Below are 16737 nucleotides of genomic sequence, written 5' to 3' on the forward strand. Positions count from 1 at the left end.
TCGTCAGTTGCTTAGTTACCTAGAGCGTTGATCTTGTCCAACACACCTTCAGGCCAGCTTTTTGCAAGTTCGCTGCTCGCATACTGAGCCTGCACATGATCCCTGAAAGCCTTTAGATCTGGAGAGTATACCTGCAATCCTTGCTCTTCCAAAAACGCTGTTAGGTTTCCTTCAAGCTCAAGCTGCTTTTCGCGACCAGCTTGCGCTGCTGCTTTAGCTGCGCCTTCAACACGTTGCTGTTGCTCTAGTGTCAGCCCATCAAAAACGGCTTTTGAAATCGCAATATAGTTTAGATCAACCAAATGAGATGTCAGCACGATTTGCTTTGTAACTTCGTAGAATTTTTTATCCACAACCGTTGGCAATGGATTGTCTTGCCCATCGATCGCACCAGTAGACAGGCCAGTATACACTTCTGAGAACGCCATCGGAGTTGGTGATGCGCCTAGAGCCGAACCCAGGAACTGCCATGCATCTGTGCCCGGCATACGAAGGTTTACACCCGCTAGATCAGCTGGCGTCATGACCGTTAGCTCGTCTTTTGTCTGCCGCAAGTTCACATGGCGACGGCCCAAATACATGACAGCCAAGAGCTTAACGCCAAGTTCGTCTTCCACCTTTTGCTTAAATGGATCCATCAATGGATCGTTGAACACCTTGATTTGATGCTCGGCATTCTGATGCACATAACCGGTTGCAAAGATCGAAAACTCAGGGAAAAACTGGGCCATTTCTTGCGCCGACGCAATCGACATTTCTAGGTTGCCACGACTGATGGCCTCTAGTTCAGTTCCTTGAGCGAATAGCGTGCCATTGTAGCCTGGCAAATATTCAGCAAATTCTGAAACAGCTGGGCCAAAAACTTCCGCCATCGCGACAGAACGCTGGTCAGTTTCTGAACCAGATGTAGCCAAGCGAAGTTTGATTTTGTCCGCTGCAATTGCGCCACCAGCAAAACCAACCGCGACACAAGCCGCCGTTAGTGTGGATAACACAGTACGACGTGTTACTTTCTTAATCATGCGAGTTCCTCCCGTAAGCATAATCATCACATTTGTGATTGTAGAGTTAAACATATTTATCCAAAAATGCAATATGTTTTGCAAAATATCTGATATTTTAGAGCTATCATTTTATGCAATTCTTTCATTAGTGCCAGATGCATTCACAAAAACTGTCTGTTTTGTTTCTGCCGCACGCTGAATTGCCTCAATGACCTCAAGGGTTTTCAACCCCTCCTCACCGGAAACCAAAGGTGGCTCGCCGTCACAGATTACGGCCTTGAAGTGCTCTATTTGATTTAGGAGTGGGTCCGAGTTTTTACGCAGCATTGTGGTTGCAGAAATAGGGTTCCACCAATCTGGCTCCCCTGTATGCGTCCACAGTCGCAAGTCAGGCACCGACAACGATCCCAATGTACCGCCAATTTGGTAACAGCTTTCAGCAGTTGGCGGATAAATTGGATATTCGTTTGATGTCAGCTCCCAGCTCCAGGGCGATGCAATCGTATCCGAGACTGCAATCGTACCAATTGCTCCACTTTCAAATGTAAGCAATGCTGCGGCTAGGTCTTCATTTTCAAAACCACGCATTGATGGGGTCGCCTGTGCCTGCACGCTCACAACTTCACCGCAGAATGAACGGATCAAATCAACGTCGTGCACCAAATTAACTGAAATTGGGCCCGCACCCTTCTTTTTCCGCCAAGGTGCAACATCGAAATAGTGGTCTGGCTTGTAGAACCAACATGTTGAATGAAGAGCCCTAACCTGCCCAATTTTACCATCATTGATGAGCTTTTGCGCCTCTTGCACAATGGGGTTATGTCGTCTGTGATGCCCAACCAAAAGAGGCACATTGGCGCGCTTTGCGGCGGAAACCAAACGGCTTGCTTCCGCCGCGGTGACAGCTATCGGCTTTTCCACCAGCGTCGCACAGCCATGTGCTACACATTCTATGCCCTGCTCGACATGTAACGGCGTGGGGGTCGCAAGAACAACGCCGTCGGGCGTCATTTCTGCAAACATAGTCTGAAGGTCATGATAGCAAGGCACGCCAATCTCGGCGGCGTCAGCCTTCCCCTCGTCGCTGGGGTCGACAACGGCCACCAAATTCACACCCGCCACTTGTTTGATTGCCGCTGCATGTCTCTTACCGACAAGGCCGAGGCCAGCAATCACCAGTTTTACAGACCCAGACATGCATCCCCCCCCACAAGCATGGGAACAGCGTTAGGTCCGCAACTCGTCATATTGCACAGCTTGAAGTGCAGATCATGGTTATTGGCAATCTGTGGTGGGCGGAGCATATCTATCCTCAGACTCTAAAAGCACTCGTTATCTGGCCATCATCCATGAAGACTTCTGACCGCATCCGAACACACTAAGCCGAATCTTTGCCCATTGCAATATCATCAGATATTTTCTATTTCATCAGATTATTATCCAGTTTGATGATTATCACGGTGTGTGCTAATCGAATGATTATCGAAAAAATATCTGGTGAAACATGGCAAAACAGCGCAACTCCGATACCGTCGGCTCAAGTACCTACAACCGGATAAAGCATGACATTATTTTCGGTGAGCTTGCCCCAGGGTCTAAGCTCAAATTGGACGCGCTTAAGGAAAGATACAGCGCAAGCCTGTCGACCTTGCGCGAAACGCTCAACCGTTTGGCCAGCGAAGGGTTCATCGAAGCACTGGAACAACGTGGATTTTTCGTCACGCCCGTTTCCAAAGAAGACCTAGTCGAAATCGCCAACCTACGGGTACTTTTAGAATGCCATGCACTGAAGTTATCGATTGAAAATGGCGATGCTGACTGGGAAGGAAATCTTGTTGCAGCCCACCACAAGTTAAACTTGATGGAGACAAAACTTCTTACTGGCGACGACACAGAAAAAGAACTCTGGAAACAATATGACTGGGAATTTCATCTCGCGATGATACGAGCCTGCGACTCTCAAAACCTTCTAGATCTTCATGCTGTTCTTTACGATAAATATTTGCGTTACCAAATGTTGGTTTTAACCAACCGAGGGGCTGACGCCGCAGCCGAACACAAGACAATGTTCGAAGCAGCACTCAGCCGCGAATCCGCAAAAGCCCAAGAAACGCTAAAGGTCCACATTCTCAAAGGTCTTGAGCATTCTTTGGCTGCCTTGTAACGAGTTCAAAACAACCAATTGGAACACCGACACGGATTAGGGAAAACTATCTTTAAGCCCTTAGGAATTGAAGTGAACAAACTAACTGTTCCTGAACGTAGGCAATCCCAGCACTTGTGGGCGCCGCCGCTTGATTCTCAAAGCTACAGGACATGATAGTGCAGACTGCGCGGATAATTATGCCTAATTTGTTTGGTTTTGTTCAAAACTGCTAGATTCAGGTATAAATTGGCCCCAGCCACAAAGCGCCAGCGTACAAAAGCCAGCTGATAAGTCACTGTAATAAATGGAATTTCGAAGGGAATGGCGGAGAGGAAGGGATTCGAACCCTCGAGACAGTTACCCGCCTACTCCCTTAGCAGGGGAGCGCCTTCGACCACTCGGCCACCTCTCCGAGGACGTGAATACCCAACATAAGCCACAGTATGCAAGCACTATTTTGTGCAATATTGATTTTTTGCAGAATTGCGCGATTTAATGAGAAACTGCGACATGAAACCATCTCGCATATTCGCGAAATCAGCGGCATTCTGGCAAAGCGGAAAGTCGTCAATCAATCTGAAAAAGTGTTTGATCCGCCAAAGGCAAAAGCTTAAATTAATTTGAATCTAATTTTTTTAATCATTGCAATTTAAACTGTGCGTATTCATATCGATAGATGTTGAAATGGGTGACCAAGGTGATTGTCAGACGACATCGTGCGATGTAACGTTTGGCGATATTAGGCACTAATACGGATGAGGAACGAACCGTGTTTGGTAAAATGCCACAAAACTTGTTATTGGCGATATCGCTGATTTTGCTTACTTTTTCTGCGTCCGCTGCATATTCTGCGGACCCGACTGGTATTTGGCTGACCAAAGACAAAGCCGAAATTACCATCAAACGCTGTGGGTCTGAATTTTGTGGAATTGTTTCAAAGCCAGCAAAACCGGGTCTGCGCGACATTAACAACCCAGACCCAAAACTAAACGGACGCCCGATCATGGGCATGCCAATCCTACGCGTTGGCAAAGCAGCAAAAAGAGGCGTTCACCCAGGAGAACTTTACAACCCACTAGACGGCAAAATGTATGAAGGCACGCTTCAATTGCGCGCTAACAATAAGCTTCGTGTCCGCGGTTGTGTGTTGAGGATCTTCTGCTTGCATGAAGATTGGGTCAAAATCGGTTCCTAAACCGATAAAGGCCTGAACGTTATTTTGGGCCAAACAATATCTTCAGCGCTTCTTTGTCGCTAGCGCGTTCCATTTTTTCGCGTTCTACTCTGCCCAACGCAAGGCCTCGTTGCACGGCGGGGCGTTCTAGCAAACGTTTCTGCCAAGTCACAACGTTGGGGAAGTCAGCGATATTGATGCCTTGCCCCCTGTGGAAAAGCGACCAGCCAATCATCGCCATATCCGCAATTGAATAATCGCCAGCAACATAGTCTCGCCCTTCCAAACGGCGGTTCAACACGCCATATAGCCGGCTTGTTTCATTCACGAAACGCTCAATCGCATAGGGAATTTTCTCCGGCGCATAATTGGCAAAGTGATGATTTTGCCCCAACATCGTGCCAAAACCGCCCATTTGCCACATCAACCATTCATTTACGGCAACACGCGCCCGTCGATCATCGGGAAAAAACTGGGCAAATTTCTCGCCCAAATATTGCAAAATGGCGCCCGATTCAAAGATTGAAATTGGCTTGCCGTCTGGGCCTTCGGGGTCGACAATGGCCGGAATTCGATTGTTTGGCGCTATTTCCAAGAAGTCAGGCTTAAACTGATCCCCTTTTCGAATATTGACCAGATTAACATTGTAAGGAACGCCAAGTTCCTCCAACATAATCGCTACTTTGAACCCGTTCGGTGTTGGCCAAAAGTGTAGTTCAATCGGGGCGTTTTGCTGGTGCATTATGACATTCCTGAAGAAACAATCGGGGTGACATAAATCGTGTAGTTGCGAAGTGGCATCAAGTAAAGCGCAACCACGGTTTTGTGTATGGCGTTGATGCACACCATTATCCTATTGCGCATGTTCGGTTTTCGCTAAACAATGGGTGCAATTCGAAGGGGCGCTGAAATTGGATATCATCATATTGTTTGGCGCAGGACTATTTGCTGGCGCCCTTAACTCGCTTGCAGGTGGCGGCTCTTTTGTCATATTCCCAGCACTACTTTTTGTGGGCGTACCGCCGATTATGGCCAATGCGACCAACACGTTCGCCTGCCTGCCCGGGTATGGCAGCGGCGCGGTCGGCTTCAAAGAAGATATTCTGCGCCACAAAAACAAATTGCTTCAATATTCGATCATTTCCCTGATCGCTGGGTATTTAGGTGCTGAAGCGGTATTGCGCGTGTCAGACGAGCAATTTTCTGGCCTTATCCCGTGGTTGATGGGCTTTGCGGTGCTCGCCTTTGCGTTCGGCGGACAAATAAACGCTTGGCTGGCCAGTCGGTCTTCCAACTCCCAGAGCGCGGCTAGAACCGGTTCAATCGTCACCGCCGCCCTTCTCGCCCTCATTTGCTTTTATGGCGGGTTCTTCAATGCAGGCCTAGGCATAATCTTGCTGGCCTATTTGGTATTGGCCGGTTTTAAAGACCTAAACGCGATGAACGGGCTGAAACTGCTCATTTCATTTTTGGTTTCTATCACCGCAGTTATTCGATTTGCGATGAACGGTTCAATTGAATGGCAGTCCGGCACTGTTGCGCTCGTCGGCGCGACAATCGGCGGTTTTATTGCCGCCAAATATGCCTATTTGCTGCCAGCGTCGCTGATTAGGAATTTTGTGATCATCTATGGTGTTGGGCTGACAGTCTATTTCTTTTACGTGCAATATTTTTAGGACAAACCGGGCTGAAGCTCACTCGGCTTTTCGCATCCACACCGCACAATCATGGAACGCTGCACCGCCAAATGGCGGTACCGGATCAGACCCGATCAGCGTGTTGATGCCTATTTGGTCTTCATGCGCTGCATTAGGATGAAGGCCCTCAACAATCAACACGCCAGTTTGAATGCCATCAAAAAGCTTTGCAAAAAGAGTCACTTGGCCACGCCTGTTGCCAATCTGAATCATATCGCCATCTGCGATGCCATGCGCTGCTGCATCCGTTGGATGAACATGGGCCTTTGGTGCCCCTTCGCGTTTTTGCGAACCCGGTGTTTCGTTAAAGGACGAATTGAGAAACGCCCGCGCCGGGCTGGTCGCCAATCTGAACGGATGGCGCTTGTCACATGCTTCGTTCACATCCCAATGGTCAGCAAATTTGGGCATGATGGATGGGTCACATACAAACTCAACGCCCTTGGTTTTGCGCGTTTCTTCCCAAATTGGCGCGAAGCGATATTTGCCATCTGGCCAAGCAAAACCGTCGCGATAGTGCGCTGCATCGGCAGCTCGTTCCTTGTCAACAAAACCCGTTGTTTCAAACGCGGTTGCACCTTCAATTTTTGAAGCTTTAAACGTGTGCTCAATCAGTTCACGATCTGACATTTCAAATATTGCAGACGAGCTATTCAATCGCTTGGCCAACTGAGCGAATAGCCAATGGTTCGACTTTGCTTCGCCGGGCGCATCAATCACTTTGGGGCCGTTCAAAATCCGGGTATGACCACCTCGTGTATAATAATCATTATGCTCAAGGAACATGGTGGCGGGCAACACATAGTCTGCAAGCTTGGCGGTGTCGGTCATGAACTGCTCATGCACTACCGTAAACAGGTCATCGCGCATAAATCCTTTGCGCACCTTGTCCTGATCAGGCGCAACAACCACCGGGTTGGTGTTTTGCACCAGCAGCGCTTTTATGGGCAGGTCAGACTTGAGCGCCTTGGTGTCGCCGGTCAGAATGGGGCCGATTTCACACATGTCCAACAGGCGGGTCGGCGTCTCTTGCAGGTCTTGTCCTTCAAGGTCGGTCTTGTCCAAATCCCAAGTGCCCGAGTTGGAATGAAAGGCACCACCGCCCTCTTCCATCCAAGCGCCTGTCATCGCCGGAATGGAAAGCGCTGCATGCATGGCAACCGCGCCATTTCGCTGGCGCGTAAAACCATAACCAAGCCGGAAATAGCTCTTTTTGTTCTGCCCAACCAATGTTGCAAATTCTTCAATCTGCGCAACATCTAGCCCGGTTACTTCAGCCGCCCATTCAGGTGTCTTATCCTTTAGATGAGATTCAAATTCTGCCGAGAAGTCCGTGAATTTGCTGATATATTCGCGGTCAGCTAACCCGTCGCGTAGCAATATATGCATCACCGCGCACGCCAATGCGCCGTCGGTGCCGGGGCGCAAAATCAGGCCAATATCGGCTTGTTTCATGGTGGCTGTATTGTAGATGTCGACCACGACAATTTTAGCACCGCGTTCTTTTCGCGCGCGCATGGCGTGGGTCATCACATTCACCTGGGTGTGCACGGGGTTGGTGCCCCAAATCACCACAACGTCAGACTTGGCCATTTCCTCTGGGTTCACGCCCATCAATTTGCCAGTACCGGTGACAAAGCCTGCCCAGGAAATCATCGAACATATGGTGCCATATTGGCGTGAATATCCTTTGGAATTGCGCAAGCGCTCGATGCCATCACGCATTACGTGGCCCATTGTGCCCGCATAGTTATAGGGCCAAATAGCTTCTGCGCCATGTTGGGCTTCAATGTCCAAAAAACGCGCAGCGATGTCGTCCAGCGCATCGTCCCAATTGACTTGTTGCCAATTGCCCTCGCCCTTGCCGCCAATGCGTTTTAGCGGATAAAGCAGCCGATCGGGATGGTGCACGCGTTCAGCATATCGAGCGACCTTCTCGCAAATCACCCCAGCTGTATAGGGATCATCTTTTGCGCCGCGCACCCGACCAATTGTATTGTCGTCAATTATCTCGACGTCCAGCGCACATGTGGACGGACAATCATGGGGGCATACAGAGCGAGCGATCTCGCGCGGGATTGGTTTGTTCATCTCATCGATCTTATATTCTTAGTTCGGGTGCACTATCTGTAGCAAACACCACCATGGGAGGGAACATCAATATGCTTAAGACGCCGCGGTATGTCATAGCTGTTCAAAACCTTGAGGCCACGAGCCATTATTTTGAAACTGTTTTGGGGTTTAGCATTCATGAGGTTGGTGATCCCGGCTGGCGGTTTTACGAGCGCGACAATGTCAGTTTCTTGGCTGGTGATTGTCCTGATACTCCGGCAGCGCGTGAGACCGGCGACCATTCCTATATCGCCTATATTGGGGTTGAAGCGGTCGATGGCCTCTATAGCGAATTCGAGGAAAAGGGTGTGGAGATAATCAAACCCATCACCGACGAGAGACACGGCATGCGCGAGTTCGGCATCCGCACGATTGATGGACACAGGATTATGTTTGGCCAGAAAATCGAAATATATACCTCAGCCAACTGATGCAAGCGACTGCCCCCACCGCGAAACGCCACAAAGATACCCGCTTGTTTGTTTCATATGCGGCTCTTCCGATACAATTTTGGCTCTTCATTGAAAAAAGACTGCGGTTGGCAGATCGACGCGACAGCTGTTGCATGAAAATGTCACGGTTCGCCACCTCGGGAAACTCAGCAACGTTAGATCCCCTCAGGTTTCCCTGAGGGGATCTACTCGATTTTGTTTTGATGCTCAGGAGTTGGCTTCGACCCGAGCCTTGAGGGCGGCGTTCATCTCGTTGAAACCGCGCGTTGTATCTTCAACAAGAATACCGAACAATACGTTGGTTAACATTCCTGTGAAGGTCTCACCGTGACGCAACAGGGTTTTGCCGTCAGCTGTTTCTTCCAGAATAAAATGGTGCTCACCATCCATAATTCCAGAAAACCCGAGCCGCCCAACCCAGCGCAGTTCACTGTTTTCGTCTGACACAAGAACTTCAGGGGTAAAATCCATTCCGGTACCACCTTCTGGCTGGATGGTTGCGCTGAGGTGGTTTCCTACTACCCATTCTCCGTCGAGTTTGCGCACAAATGGGTTCCACTCGGCATAGCGGTCAGTATCGGCCAACTCGTCCCACACCGCGCTTGCGGGCGCGTCAATTTGGATCTCTGTGTAGATTGACTGGCTGGTGAATTGACCGGCAACATATCCGGCTCCAATGAGTGCGATAAAGGCTGCAGTAGCTGTAATTGCGATGTTCATAATGTTGTTCCTTTGTTAATGGCTCTCCTTGGTTTGTTGGAGAGTTTCTGGTTACGATGACTAAGGAATAACGCACGCAATTTTTAATATAAATTGCCCATCTTTTCATAGTTGATATAAAATAACTTATATCAAAGGTCTGTTGCATTCAGAACTCGCTGATAGGTTGGGCAAAAAAAGCGCCCTCAAATGAGGGCGCTCGACGAAGTTTGCTGACATTTTGGTGGCTGAAGACTCAATCTCGATTTTGACTTTTTCCCTTCACGCCAAGGTGTGTTACGTCGGGATTGATTGGATATTTGAGACCATAGCCGACAAATCGGTCCATACCGATATGTGCTGCCCAAATGATTGCGAACAACAATAATTGAGGCATCCCGGTGAGCTGAGCGCCTACTCCCAAAATCAGGGGACCAATATATGAATGAACCGCATCGTAAACGACGGCACCAATTTTATGACTTTTGAGATAGGCAAAAAACGCCAGATCAGGCCACAAAAGCAAGCCCAGAAACCACCACCAGTTCCCGCCCAACTGTCCGTAGGCGATCAGGGCGGTGGCGAACACGGCGAGGCCCTCAACTCTCAGTGCCCAGCGCACACCGCCAATGGCGTATCCATGGGCTAGCTTTGAGTCTTTCAATGTTTCTTGGTTTTGCATTTCTACTCTCCTCATTTTTGACGACGCGCATTTTCAGCCCGCTGATATGTGCTTGGGTGCTTTGCCGACCAGATCGCGCCGGCTGCTGCGATTGTGCCAGTCAGTGTGTCCCAGAAATTAGCGGCAACCCGCGGTGCCAATAGGCAAACTATGACGGCTACGGCGAATGTTGTGGCTGTAATTGCGAAGATCATTTTTTTGGCCCTATGTTGCAGGTCGGCACATGTTTGGCACCCCTGATTGCGATGAGGAAAAAATCGTCCATATAATATTCTTTTTAAACTGCCCAAATTTTGATAGTTGGTATTAAATAAATTATATAGGTAATCTGATGCGCTATTCTTGGGATCTCGTTCGAAGTTTTCAGACCGTTGCGGAGACCGGAAGCCTGTCGGCTGCAGCACGCAAGTTGGGTCTGACACAACCCGCAGTTGGGCGACACATTGATTTGCTAGAGGCTGAACTAAAAGTGCCCCTTTTTCGACGAGGACGCGAAGGGATGACGCTTACTCAAAGGGGTGAAGATCTTGTCGCCATCGCTCGACAAATGGGTGAATCTGCGACGACATTCGAACGGCTGGCTTCAGGTTTGGACGAAGACGTCTCTGGCACCGTTCGAATTTCCGCCAACGAGATTTTTGGAGTGATGATACTACCAATTTTGCTGACAAGATTTATGCAAGACAATCCCAGCATCACCGTAGAACTTGTTATTACCAACCAACCGTCCAATCTGCTACAGCGTGATGCGGACATGGCTATCCGTTTGTTCCGGCCGACCCAAGTGGACTTGGTGGCACGCAAAGTTACGCAACTGCCCTTGGGCCTTTATGCGCACACCGATTATTTGAACCGAAATGGCTCACCAACTTCCATAGACGATTTGCGCAATCATGCGTTCATTGGATTCGACAGAGAAACCTCGTTGATCGAGGTGGCCAAAATGTTGGGTGTTGAACTTAGCGCTAACGATTTCTGCCTCCGGACGGATAGCATTCTCGCACACATTTCAGCTATCCGGGCGGGTTTAGGTGTCGGGGTGACACATCAGGGTTTGGCTGCGCTGTGGAATGGCGTAGAGCAAGTGTTGCCAGAGGTGCCGCTACCCAGCCTCGACTTGTGGGTCGCCTGTCACTCAGATGTCCGCTACAACAAGCGAGTTCGATTACTCATGGACTATCTGGCGGAACAGCTGAAACACCCCTATGCGGATGTCATTTCGTAACTCAGAATTGACCGCTGTTGATCACTAGAGCCATTTAGCAGTCCCCTTGGGTTCGAAGCAACCGGATGGACAAATAATCAATGTAAACAAAGACCTATCGACTGTTACAAGCCACCGCTGAACCGAGTGATCCGGCAGTTTCGTGGCAACTCCAAACTTTGCCACCTCGCTATTGGTCATCCAGTGCATTTGTCTGCAGACGCAGCTTCAAGCGTGAACCAATAAAAGCGCTCGTCAATGCCAATATCATCGTAGTAATCAAGATAGCGATCATGTTCATTATCAGAACGCGGCAAATCGGTGGCCGTAAATTCTTCGGCGGCCCACGAATGAACACCGACGCAGGCCCCACTTTCTAGAATACGTTTGGCGCCAGCCAAAAACAGATCGGTGCCGCCAGACGCCACCAAACCGTTGGACGGCACAATGGTTGTGAACCCCAGTTCCCGGACAATTCGGGCAAATTCGACATTCGCCTCGTCGTCGGCTGATCCGTCAACTTGTTGAAGAACTAGCGTTTTTGCGTCTGGATACTCATCCACAATATCGTCGAACGCATCCAACGTGTCGCCATCAATCACGCCACGCGCGATAATTTTGTTTCCATCATGGGTGAAGCTCATTGGGGTGTAGTCCTGAGCCTGGGCCAAGCTCACCAACATGGCGCTGGCTGCAGTCAAAAATGCGAAAATCGCCAACAGATAAGTTTTCATTTCCGTTCCCCGCACTATGATGGAGAGGTCAGCCTATCACGCGAAAATAAGATCAAACAAGCGTTGCGGTCTCTGGGCGTCGCATGAAAAAAGGCCGCACTCCAATTAAGGAATACGGCCTCTTCTACTTTAGATATGGTTAGCTTAAATTAGCCAACAATCTCGTCGTCTGAGAAGAAGTATTTAATTTCTTCAGCAGCTGTTTCAGGTGCATCAGAACCGTGAACTGAGTTTTCGCCAATTGAAAGCGCGAACTCTTTACGGATTGTGCCCGCGTCAGCGTCTGCTGGGTTTGTTGCGCCCATAACTTCGCGGTTTTTCAAAACTGCGTTTTCGCCTTCAAGAACTTGAACAACTACTGGCTCAGAAATCATGAATTCAACAAGCTCGCCAAAGAATGGACGCTCTTTATGAACTGCGTAGAAACCTTCAGCTTGTGCTTGGGTCATGTGGATGCGCTTTGATGCTACAACGCGAAGGCCAGCTTCTTCAAACTTAGCAATGATTTTGCCAGTTAGATTGCGTTTAGTTGCATCAGGTTTGATGATCGAAAAAGTACGTTCCAGAGCCATTTTAGTTCCTTAAAGGTCAGGGAGAATTTGGGCGCGGTTTTACGCCGACTTTGCTAAAGAAACAAGCCTTAGTGTGATGCTTATTCGATTAGCCCAAGTTCGGCCCTATTCGCTTGGCTCGATCCAAAGCTCATTGTGCTCAATCAAACCACCTTCTTGGTGATGAACTTCCACGACCAAAATTTCAACTTCTGTCGGTATTTCAATCACTTGATCAAATGATACCGGTGTCATGACTTCAGCACAAAACCCGTCGCGGATTTCTGGTATCAATTTCAGCTGCGCTGTATCACCCTCAATTGAAAGCGATTGGGTGTTGCCCTTTTGCCAGCATGGGTTTGGCCCGGTGTAGGTATATTGCAATTGTACAGAACTATCCCCGGTTCGCCATGCACGTTGAATGGCTTCTTTTGGCGCAGCGTTCGGATCGAACAACTCGCTATTCGTTTCGCTTAGTTCCGGGTTGGTGTCACTTCGTTCCGGTTTAGTGCCGGGATTGACCCAAATCGTAATTGCCAAAGCCAGCAACACAACTGCCAGGCTGGCAACGATCGTTTTGATGTTCATATTGGAATTCGCCTCTTCTTTATCGTGCCAAACAGCCCATTAATCCATAAATTACATGGTTTTCTTCAAACGTTGTAGAAAAACAATGGCCATTACGCCCCTAATTCAAGTACACAAGCCTCAAATCCATTTGAGATTTATCAAAACGCCGCAAACTGAAACAAGTGCCGGCTCGTTCCGACTTGTTTCAAAAAACAGAAATATGTGACCGACCTATGCTGCAAATATCCAATCTGACTTATCTCATCGAAGGTCGCACACTGTTCGAAAATGCAAGCCTCTCGCTACCGGGTGGCGTCAAGGCGGGTTTCGTTGGGCCTAACGGGTCGGGTAAAACCACCCTGTTCAAAATTTTGCAAAACGAGCTTGCGCCAGACGGCGGCGGTTTTGAAATTCACCAGCGCGCCAGGATTGGCGCGGTAGCGCAGGAAGCGCCCGCGACCAGCGACAGCGTGATGGACATTGTGTTGAGCGCCGACAAAGAACGCTTGGCGCTGCTCGAAGAAGCAGAAACCGTAACCGACCCAAATCGCATTGGCGAAGTTTACACGCGGCTGGCTGAAATCGAATCCCATTCAGCAGAGGCGCGGGCCAGCGCTGTTTTGAAAGGCCTCGGCTTTTCCGCTGAACGTCAGGCGGAGCCCTGCGCCAACCTTTCTGGCGGTTGGCGGATGCGCGTGTCTTTGGCGGGGGTTTTGTTTTCTAAGCCTGACCTACTGCTCTTGGACGAGCCGACCAACTATTTGGATCTTGAGGGCACTTTGTGGTTGGAGCGTTATTTGGCCAACTATCCCTATACTGTTTTCATGATCAGCCACGACCGTGACCTTCTGAACAAGGCCGTCGACTCGATCGTGCATTTGGAAGGCGGCGACCTCTCCTTCTATCGCGGCAAATATGATCAATTTGAAGCCAATCGGCGTTTGCAAATGGAATTGAACAATAAGCAACGCGAAAAGCAGCTTGAGCAATTGGCACATATGCAGTCGTTTGTGGACCGTTTCCGCGCGAAAGCCTCAAAGGCCAAGCAGGCCCAATCTCGCTTGAAACGGATGGAAAAGATCAAGCCTGTTTCAGCCATGTTCGATGAACATGTTTCTCCGTTTACATTCCCACAGCCAAAACGGGCTGTGTCTGCGCCGATCATTGATTTGCGGGATGCGGCAACTGGTTATGGCGAAACACGTATTTTGAGCAACATCAACGGACGGATTGACCCTGAAGACCGGATTGCGCTGGTTGGGGTCAACGGTAATGGTAAATCTACTTTTGCCAAACTGCTCGCCGGTGAATTGCAGCTACAAAATGGGTACCTGAACAAGGCGCGTAAGCTTGAAATTGCCCATTTTGGCCAACACCAAATGGATATGCTCAAACCCAAGCAAACCCCAATCGAACATGTCGAATCGCTGATGCCGTATGACAGCGAAGCAAAACGCCGTTCTCGCATTGCTCAAATGGGCTTGAATACGTCGCGCATGGATACGCTAGCCGAAAACCTATCTGGTGGCGAACGGGCAAGGCTGTTGATGGGTTTGATTACCTTTACCGGCCCTAACATGCTGATTTTGGATGAGCCAACCAACCATTTGGACATCGATAGCCGTGACGCCCTTGTGCAGGCGCTAAACGAGTATGAAGGCGCAGTGTTGATCATCAGCCACGATAGGCACTTGATTGAAGCGACGGTTGATCAGCTTTGGATTGCTGAAAATGGCACCATTTCTGTCTGCGATTATGATCTTGATACCTATCAGCGCTCTATTATTGGCGGCAAAGGCGACAAGAAAAACGACAAAACGAAAAACCAAACGCCAGCCGACCGGAAAAAAGACCGCAAACAAGCGGCGGCCTTAAGAGCAGAACTTGCTCCTTTGCGCAAAGAAATCAAAGAGCTAGACGCATTAGTGAGCAAGCTGAATAAAGAAGTCAAAAGGCTGGACGAAGAGCTTAGCGATCCTGAACTATTTAGCAATGATCCGGCAAAAGCCGTGCAATTGGGTAAAGAACGGGCTGAAGCGCGGGAAAAAATCGATTTGGCAGAAGCCGATTGGCTCGATAAGGTTGACGCACTGGAAAAAGCGGAGAAGGAACAAGCTTCGCGATAGGGGGAGTTATGAAACAGCTAGGATTGGCAATTGGACTGGTTTGGAGCATCATTTTTGCTGCACCAGCTGTCGCGCAGGATCTAACTGACGAACAAACGACAGAAGCCATACAGTTTGCCCAAAATGCCGCTGCCTATGTGCTTTATCATGAGGTAGGCCACCTATTTGTTTCTCAATTCGAACTGCCCATTTTGGGCCGTGAAGAAGACGCTGCCGACAATATTGCAACCTTGATGCTGCTCCACGCTGAAAACGAATATAAAGACACAGTGCTGCTGGACAGTGCCCATAGCTGGTTCTTGTCGAACAACTCCGCCACTGACGATGTGATCTCAGACGCTGAGTTTTATGATTCCCATAGTTTGGATATCCAACGCGCCTTTCAAATTATATGCCTGATGGTTGGCGCTGACCCTGACCTTTTTGCCGAAGTCGCAACGCAGGTCGGCATTGAGGATGAGCGGCAAGAAAGCTGTTCGTTTGACTATCAACAATTGACCCAAAACTGGCTCCGGTTGAGTGAGGCGTTTGTCGGCCAAGGCGAAGGCGGACAGCCGATCACCGTTGAATATGAGCCTTCAAACGAAGAATTTGAATATGCTGCCGAGATATTCAAACAGGCCGAGTTGCTTGAGTTCGTTGCCGCTGAAATCAACGAAACATATGTATTGCCAAAAGCTGCTCGCTTTATTGGCAAAAACTGCGATACGCCCAATGCATACTATGATCCAGAAAACGAAGAAGTTGTGATGTGCTACGAGCTCACAGCAATGTTCTTAGACCTGGTGGTTGAGGATATATTGAAAAATCCTGAGGGGTAATGGCAGCATTGCAGACTTGCGGGGGTCAAAGGCGGATGTGCGGGCAACGCGACCGCAAGTAGACCCCAACAATCTTGTCAGTTGATCGGGGAGCCGACGACGCGCGATTCTAGACTAGAGTCGAGACGAACTTTCTCAGATTATCAATTTTTGGTTCTGAATTGCGAGCAAGATCGTTCAATATTTCGGTCAAGTTCAGTCAAGAACATCAAGCGAAACTTTCACACGATCCATCACCACAGATGTTTTGAATTTCAGCACGTTGCCCTGCTCGAAAAAGTTTTCCTTCGTGAACTCTTCATATTCTTGCATATCGTGAAGCTGCAGGATCAACGTGAAGTCGGTATCCCCTGTTGTATAATAACATTGCTGCACTTTGGTGCATTGGCGCATCTTTTGCTTGAATGCTTCAAGGGCGACGAAGTTCTCACGTTCAAGGGTGACGTCGACAATCACCGTTAGTTTGCGATCCAACTTATCGCCATCTAGGACGGCAATTTCTTTTTCAATTATGCCAGTTTCACGCAACTTCTTTAGCCGTTTTTGCACAGCTGGAGCCGATAACCCAACGCTTTCGCTGATGACTTCTGCGGTAGAACGTGCGTCGTTTTGCACAGCTACCAGTATTCTACGATCAAATTCATCCACGTCCGAAATCCGTACCTTCTCGTCAAAATCTATACGAAGTTCGGAACTGTCCCATGAAACAACTACGAAATCCAGAGCGAATTCTGTTCCATGATTGTTCAAGGAAGGGAGGCGCAA

General features: G+C 49.0%; 18 protein-coding genes and 1 tRNA gene. 7 read left to right on the top strand and 12 right to left on the bottom strand.

Annotated elements, in window-relative coordinates; all coding sequences use genetic code 11:
- Window positions 1–11: 11 nt before the first annotated feature.
- Together dctP and AC2D8L_RS06140 are read right to left on the bottom strand one after the other, a co-directional pair.
- Entirely contained in the window at window positions 12–1022 is a 1011-nt protein-coding gene (gene dctP / locus AC2D8L_RS06135; RefSeq protein WP_484684554.1) for a TRAP transporter substrate-binding protein DctP, read from the bottom strand.
- 111 nt (window positions 1023–1133) lie between these two features.
- Window positions 1134–2201 carry a Gfo/Idh/MocA family protein gene (locus AC2D8L_RS06140; RefSeq protein WP_484684555.1) on the bottom strand — a complete coding sequence of 356 codons (1068 nt, stop codon included), beginning with the start codon at window positions 2199–2201 and terminating at the stop codon, window positions 1134–1136.
- A 307-nt stretch (window positions 2202–2508) separates the two neighbouring features.
- Between AC2D8L_RS06140 and AC2D8L_RS06145 the strand changes: the two genes are divergently transcribed.
- Complete coding sequence (locus tag AC2D8L_RS06145) at window positions 2509–3168, top strand: GntR family transcriptional regulator (protein ID WP_484684556.1); 660 nt, start codon at window positions 2509–2511, stop codon at window positions 3166–3168.
- 304 nt (window positions 3169–3472) lie between these two features.
- On the opposite strand, the gene AC2D8L_RS06150 is transcribed toward AC2D8L_RS06145, so the two are convergent.
- Window positions 3473–3562, bottom strand: a tRNA-Ser gene (locus AC2D8L_RS06150).
- Between the two features lie 357 nt (window positions 3563–3919).
- Between AC2D8L_RS06150 and AC2D8L_RS06155 the strand changes: the two genes are divergently transcribed.
- Window positions 3920–4345, top strand: a complete 426-nt coding sequence (locus AC2D8L_RS06155; RefSeq protein ID WP_484684557.1) for a DUF2147 domain-containing protein — start codon at window positions 3920–3922, stop codon at window positions 4343–4345.
- Between the two features lie 19 nt (window positions 4346–4364).
- Here AC2D8L_RS06155 and AC2D8L_RS06160 read toward each other — a convergent pair whose 3' ends face one another.
- A complete protein-coding gene (locus tag AC2D8L_RS06160) occupies window positions 4365–5066 on the bottom strand; it encodes a glutathione S-transferase N-terminal domain-containing protein (protein WP_484684558.1) in 702 nt (233 codons plus the stop codon).
- A gap of 169 nt (window positions 5067–5235) precedes the next feature.
- On the opposite strand from AC2D8L_RS06160, the gene AC2D8L_RS06165 reads away from it, so the two are divergent.
- Window positions 5236–6000: a sulfite exporter TauE/SafE family protein gene (locus AC2D8L_RS06165; protein ID WP_484684559.1), complete on the top strand. Its 765-nt coding sequence runs from the start codon at window positions 5236–5238 to the stop codon at window positions 5998–6000.
- A gap of 18 nt (window positions 6001–6018) precedes the next feature.
- Here AC2D8L_RS06165 and AC2D8L_RS06170 read toward each other — a convergent pair whose 3' ends face one another.
- Window positions 6019–8112 (bottom strand): molybdopterin-containing oxidoreductase family protein, encoded by a 2094-nt coding sequence (locus tag AC2D8L_RS06170; RefSeq protein ID WP_484684560.1) that lies wholly within the window; start codon window positions 8110–8112, stop codon window positions 6019–6021.
- Between the two features lie 71 nt (window positions 8113–8183).
- On the opposite strand from AC2D8L_RS06170, the gene AC2D8L_RS06175 reads away from it, so the two are divergent.
- The gene (locus tag AC2D8L_RS06175) at window positions 8184–8564 is read left to right on the top strand and encodes a VOC family protein (RefSeq protein ID WP_484684561.1); all 381 of its coding nucleotides are present in this window, start codon (window positions 8184–8186) and stop codon (window positions 8562–8564) included.
- A gap of 228 nt (window positions 8565–8792) precedes the next feature.
- Here the strand turns inward: AC2D8L_RS06175 and AC2D8L_RS06180 are convergent, their stop codons facing one another.
- From AC2D8L_RS06180 to AC2D8L_RS06190, 3 genes are all read right to left on the bottom strand, one after another.
- The gene (locus AC2D8L_RS06180; protein WP_484684562.1) at window positions 8793–9305 is read right to left on the bottom strand and encodes an SRPBCC family protein; all 513 of its coding nucleotides are present in this window, start codon (window positions 9303–9305) and stop codon (window positions 8793–8795) included.
- Window positions 9306–9540: 235 nt separating this feature from the next.
- On the bottom strand, window positions 9541–9966 hold the full coding sequence (locus AC2D8L_RS06185; protein ID WP_484684563.1) for a DUF4260 family protein: 426 nt from the start codon (window positions 9964–9966) through the stop codon (window positions 9541–9543).
- A gap of 11 nt (window positions 9967–9977) precedes the next feature.
- Window positions 9978–10160: a hypothetical protein gene (locus AC2D8L_RS06190; protein WP_484684564.1), complete on the bottom strand. Its 183-nt coding sequence runs from the start codon at window positions 10158–10160 to the stop codon at window positions 9978–9980.
- 137 nt (window positions 10161–10297) lie between these two features.
- Here AC2D8L_RS06190 and AC2D8L_RS06195 point away from each other — a divergent pair, with 137 nt between their 5' ends.
- Window positions 10298–11191: a LysR family transcriptional regulator gene (locus AC2D8L_RS06195; protein WP_484684565.1), complete on the top strand. Its 894-nt coding sequence runs from the start codon at window positions 10298–10300 to the stop codon at window positions 11189–11191.
- A gap of 176 nt (window positions 11192–11367) precedes the next feature.
- Here AC2D8L_RS06195 and AC2D8L_RS06200 read toward each other — a convergent pair whose 3' ends face one another.
- From AC2D8L_RS06200 to AC2D8L_RS06210, 3 genes are all read right to left on the bottom strand, one after another.
- Window positions 11368–11904, bottom strand: coding sequence for a COG3904 family protein (locus AC2D8L_RS06200; protein WP_484684566.1), 537 nt, complete (start codon window positions 11902–11904; stop codon window positions 11368–11370).
- 149 nt (window positions 11905–12053) lie between these two features.
- Complete coding sequence (gene ndk, locus AC2D8L_RS06205) at window positions 12054–12476, bottom strand: nucleoside-diphosphate kinase (RefSeq protein ID WP_484684567.1); 423 nt, start codon at window positions 12474–12476, stop codon at window positions 12054–12056.
- A gap of 105 nt (window positions 12477–12581) precedes the next feature.
- Window positions 12582–13043, bottom strand: a complete 462-nt coding sequence (locus tag AC2D8L_RS06210) for a hypothetical protein (RefSeq protein ID WP_484684568.1) — start codon at window positions 13041–13043, stop codon at window positions 12582–12584.
- Window positions 13044–13258: 215 nt separating this feature from the next.
- Between AC2D8L_RS06210 and AC2D8L_RS06215 the strand changes: the two genes are divergently transcribed.
- Together AC2D8L_RS06215 and AC2D8L_RS06220 are read left to right on the top strand one after the other, a co-directional pair.
- Window positions 13259–15151: an ABC-F family ATP-binding cassette domain-containing protein gene (locus AC2D8L_RS06215; protein WP_484684569.1), complete on the top strand. Its 1893-nt coding sequence runs from the start codon at window positions 13259–13261 to the stop codon at window positions 15149–15151.
- Window positions 15152–15159: 8 nt separating this feature from the next.
- Window positions 15160–15972, top strand: a complete 813-nt coding sequence (locus AC2D8L_RS06220) for a DUF4344 domain-containing metallopeptidase (RefSeq protein ID WP_484684570.1) — start codon at window positions 15160–15162, stop codon at window positions 15970–15972.
- A gap of 195 nt (window positions 15973–16167) precedes the next feature.
- On the opposite strand, the gene AC2D8L_RS06225 is transcribed toward AC2D8L_RS06220, so the two are convergent.
- Window positions 16168–16722: an Lrp/AsnC family transcriptional regulator gene (locus AC2D8L_RS06225; RefSeq protein ID WP_484684571.1), complete on the bottom strand. Its 555-nt coding sequence runs from the start codon at window positions 16720–16722 to the stop codon at window positions 16168–16170.
- Window positions 16723–16737: the final 15 nt, after the last annotated feature.

It is taken from the genome of Maritalea sp. YIW29, from assembly GCF_057219265.1.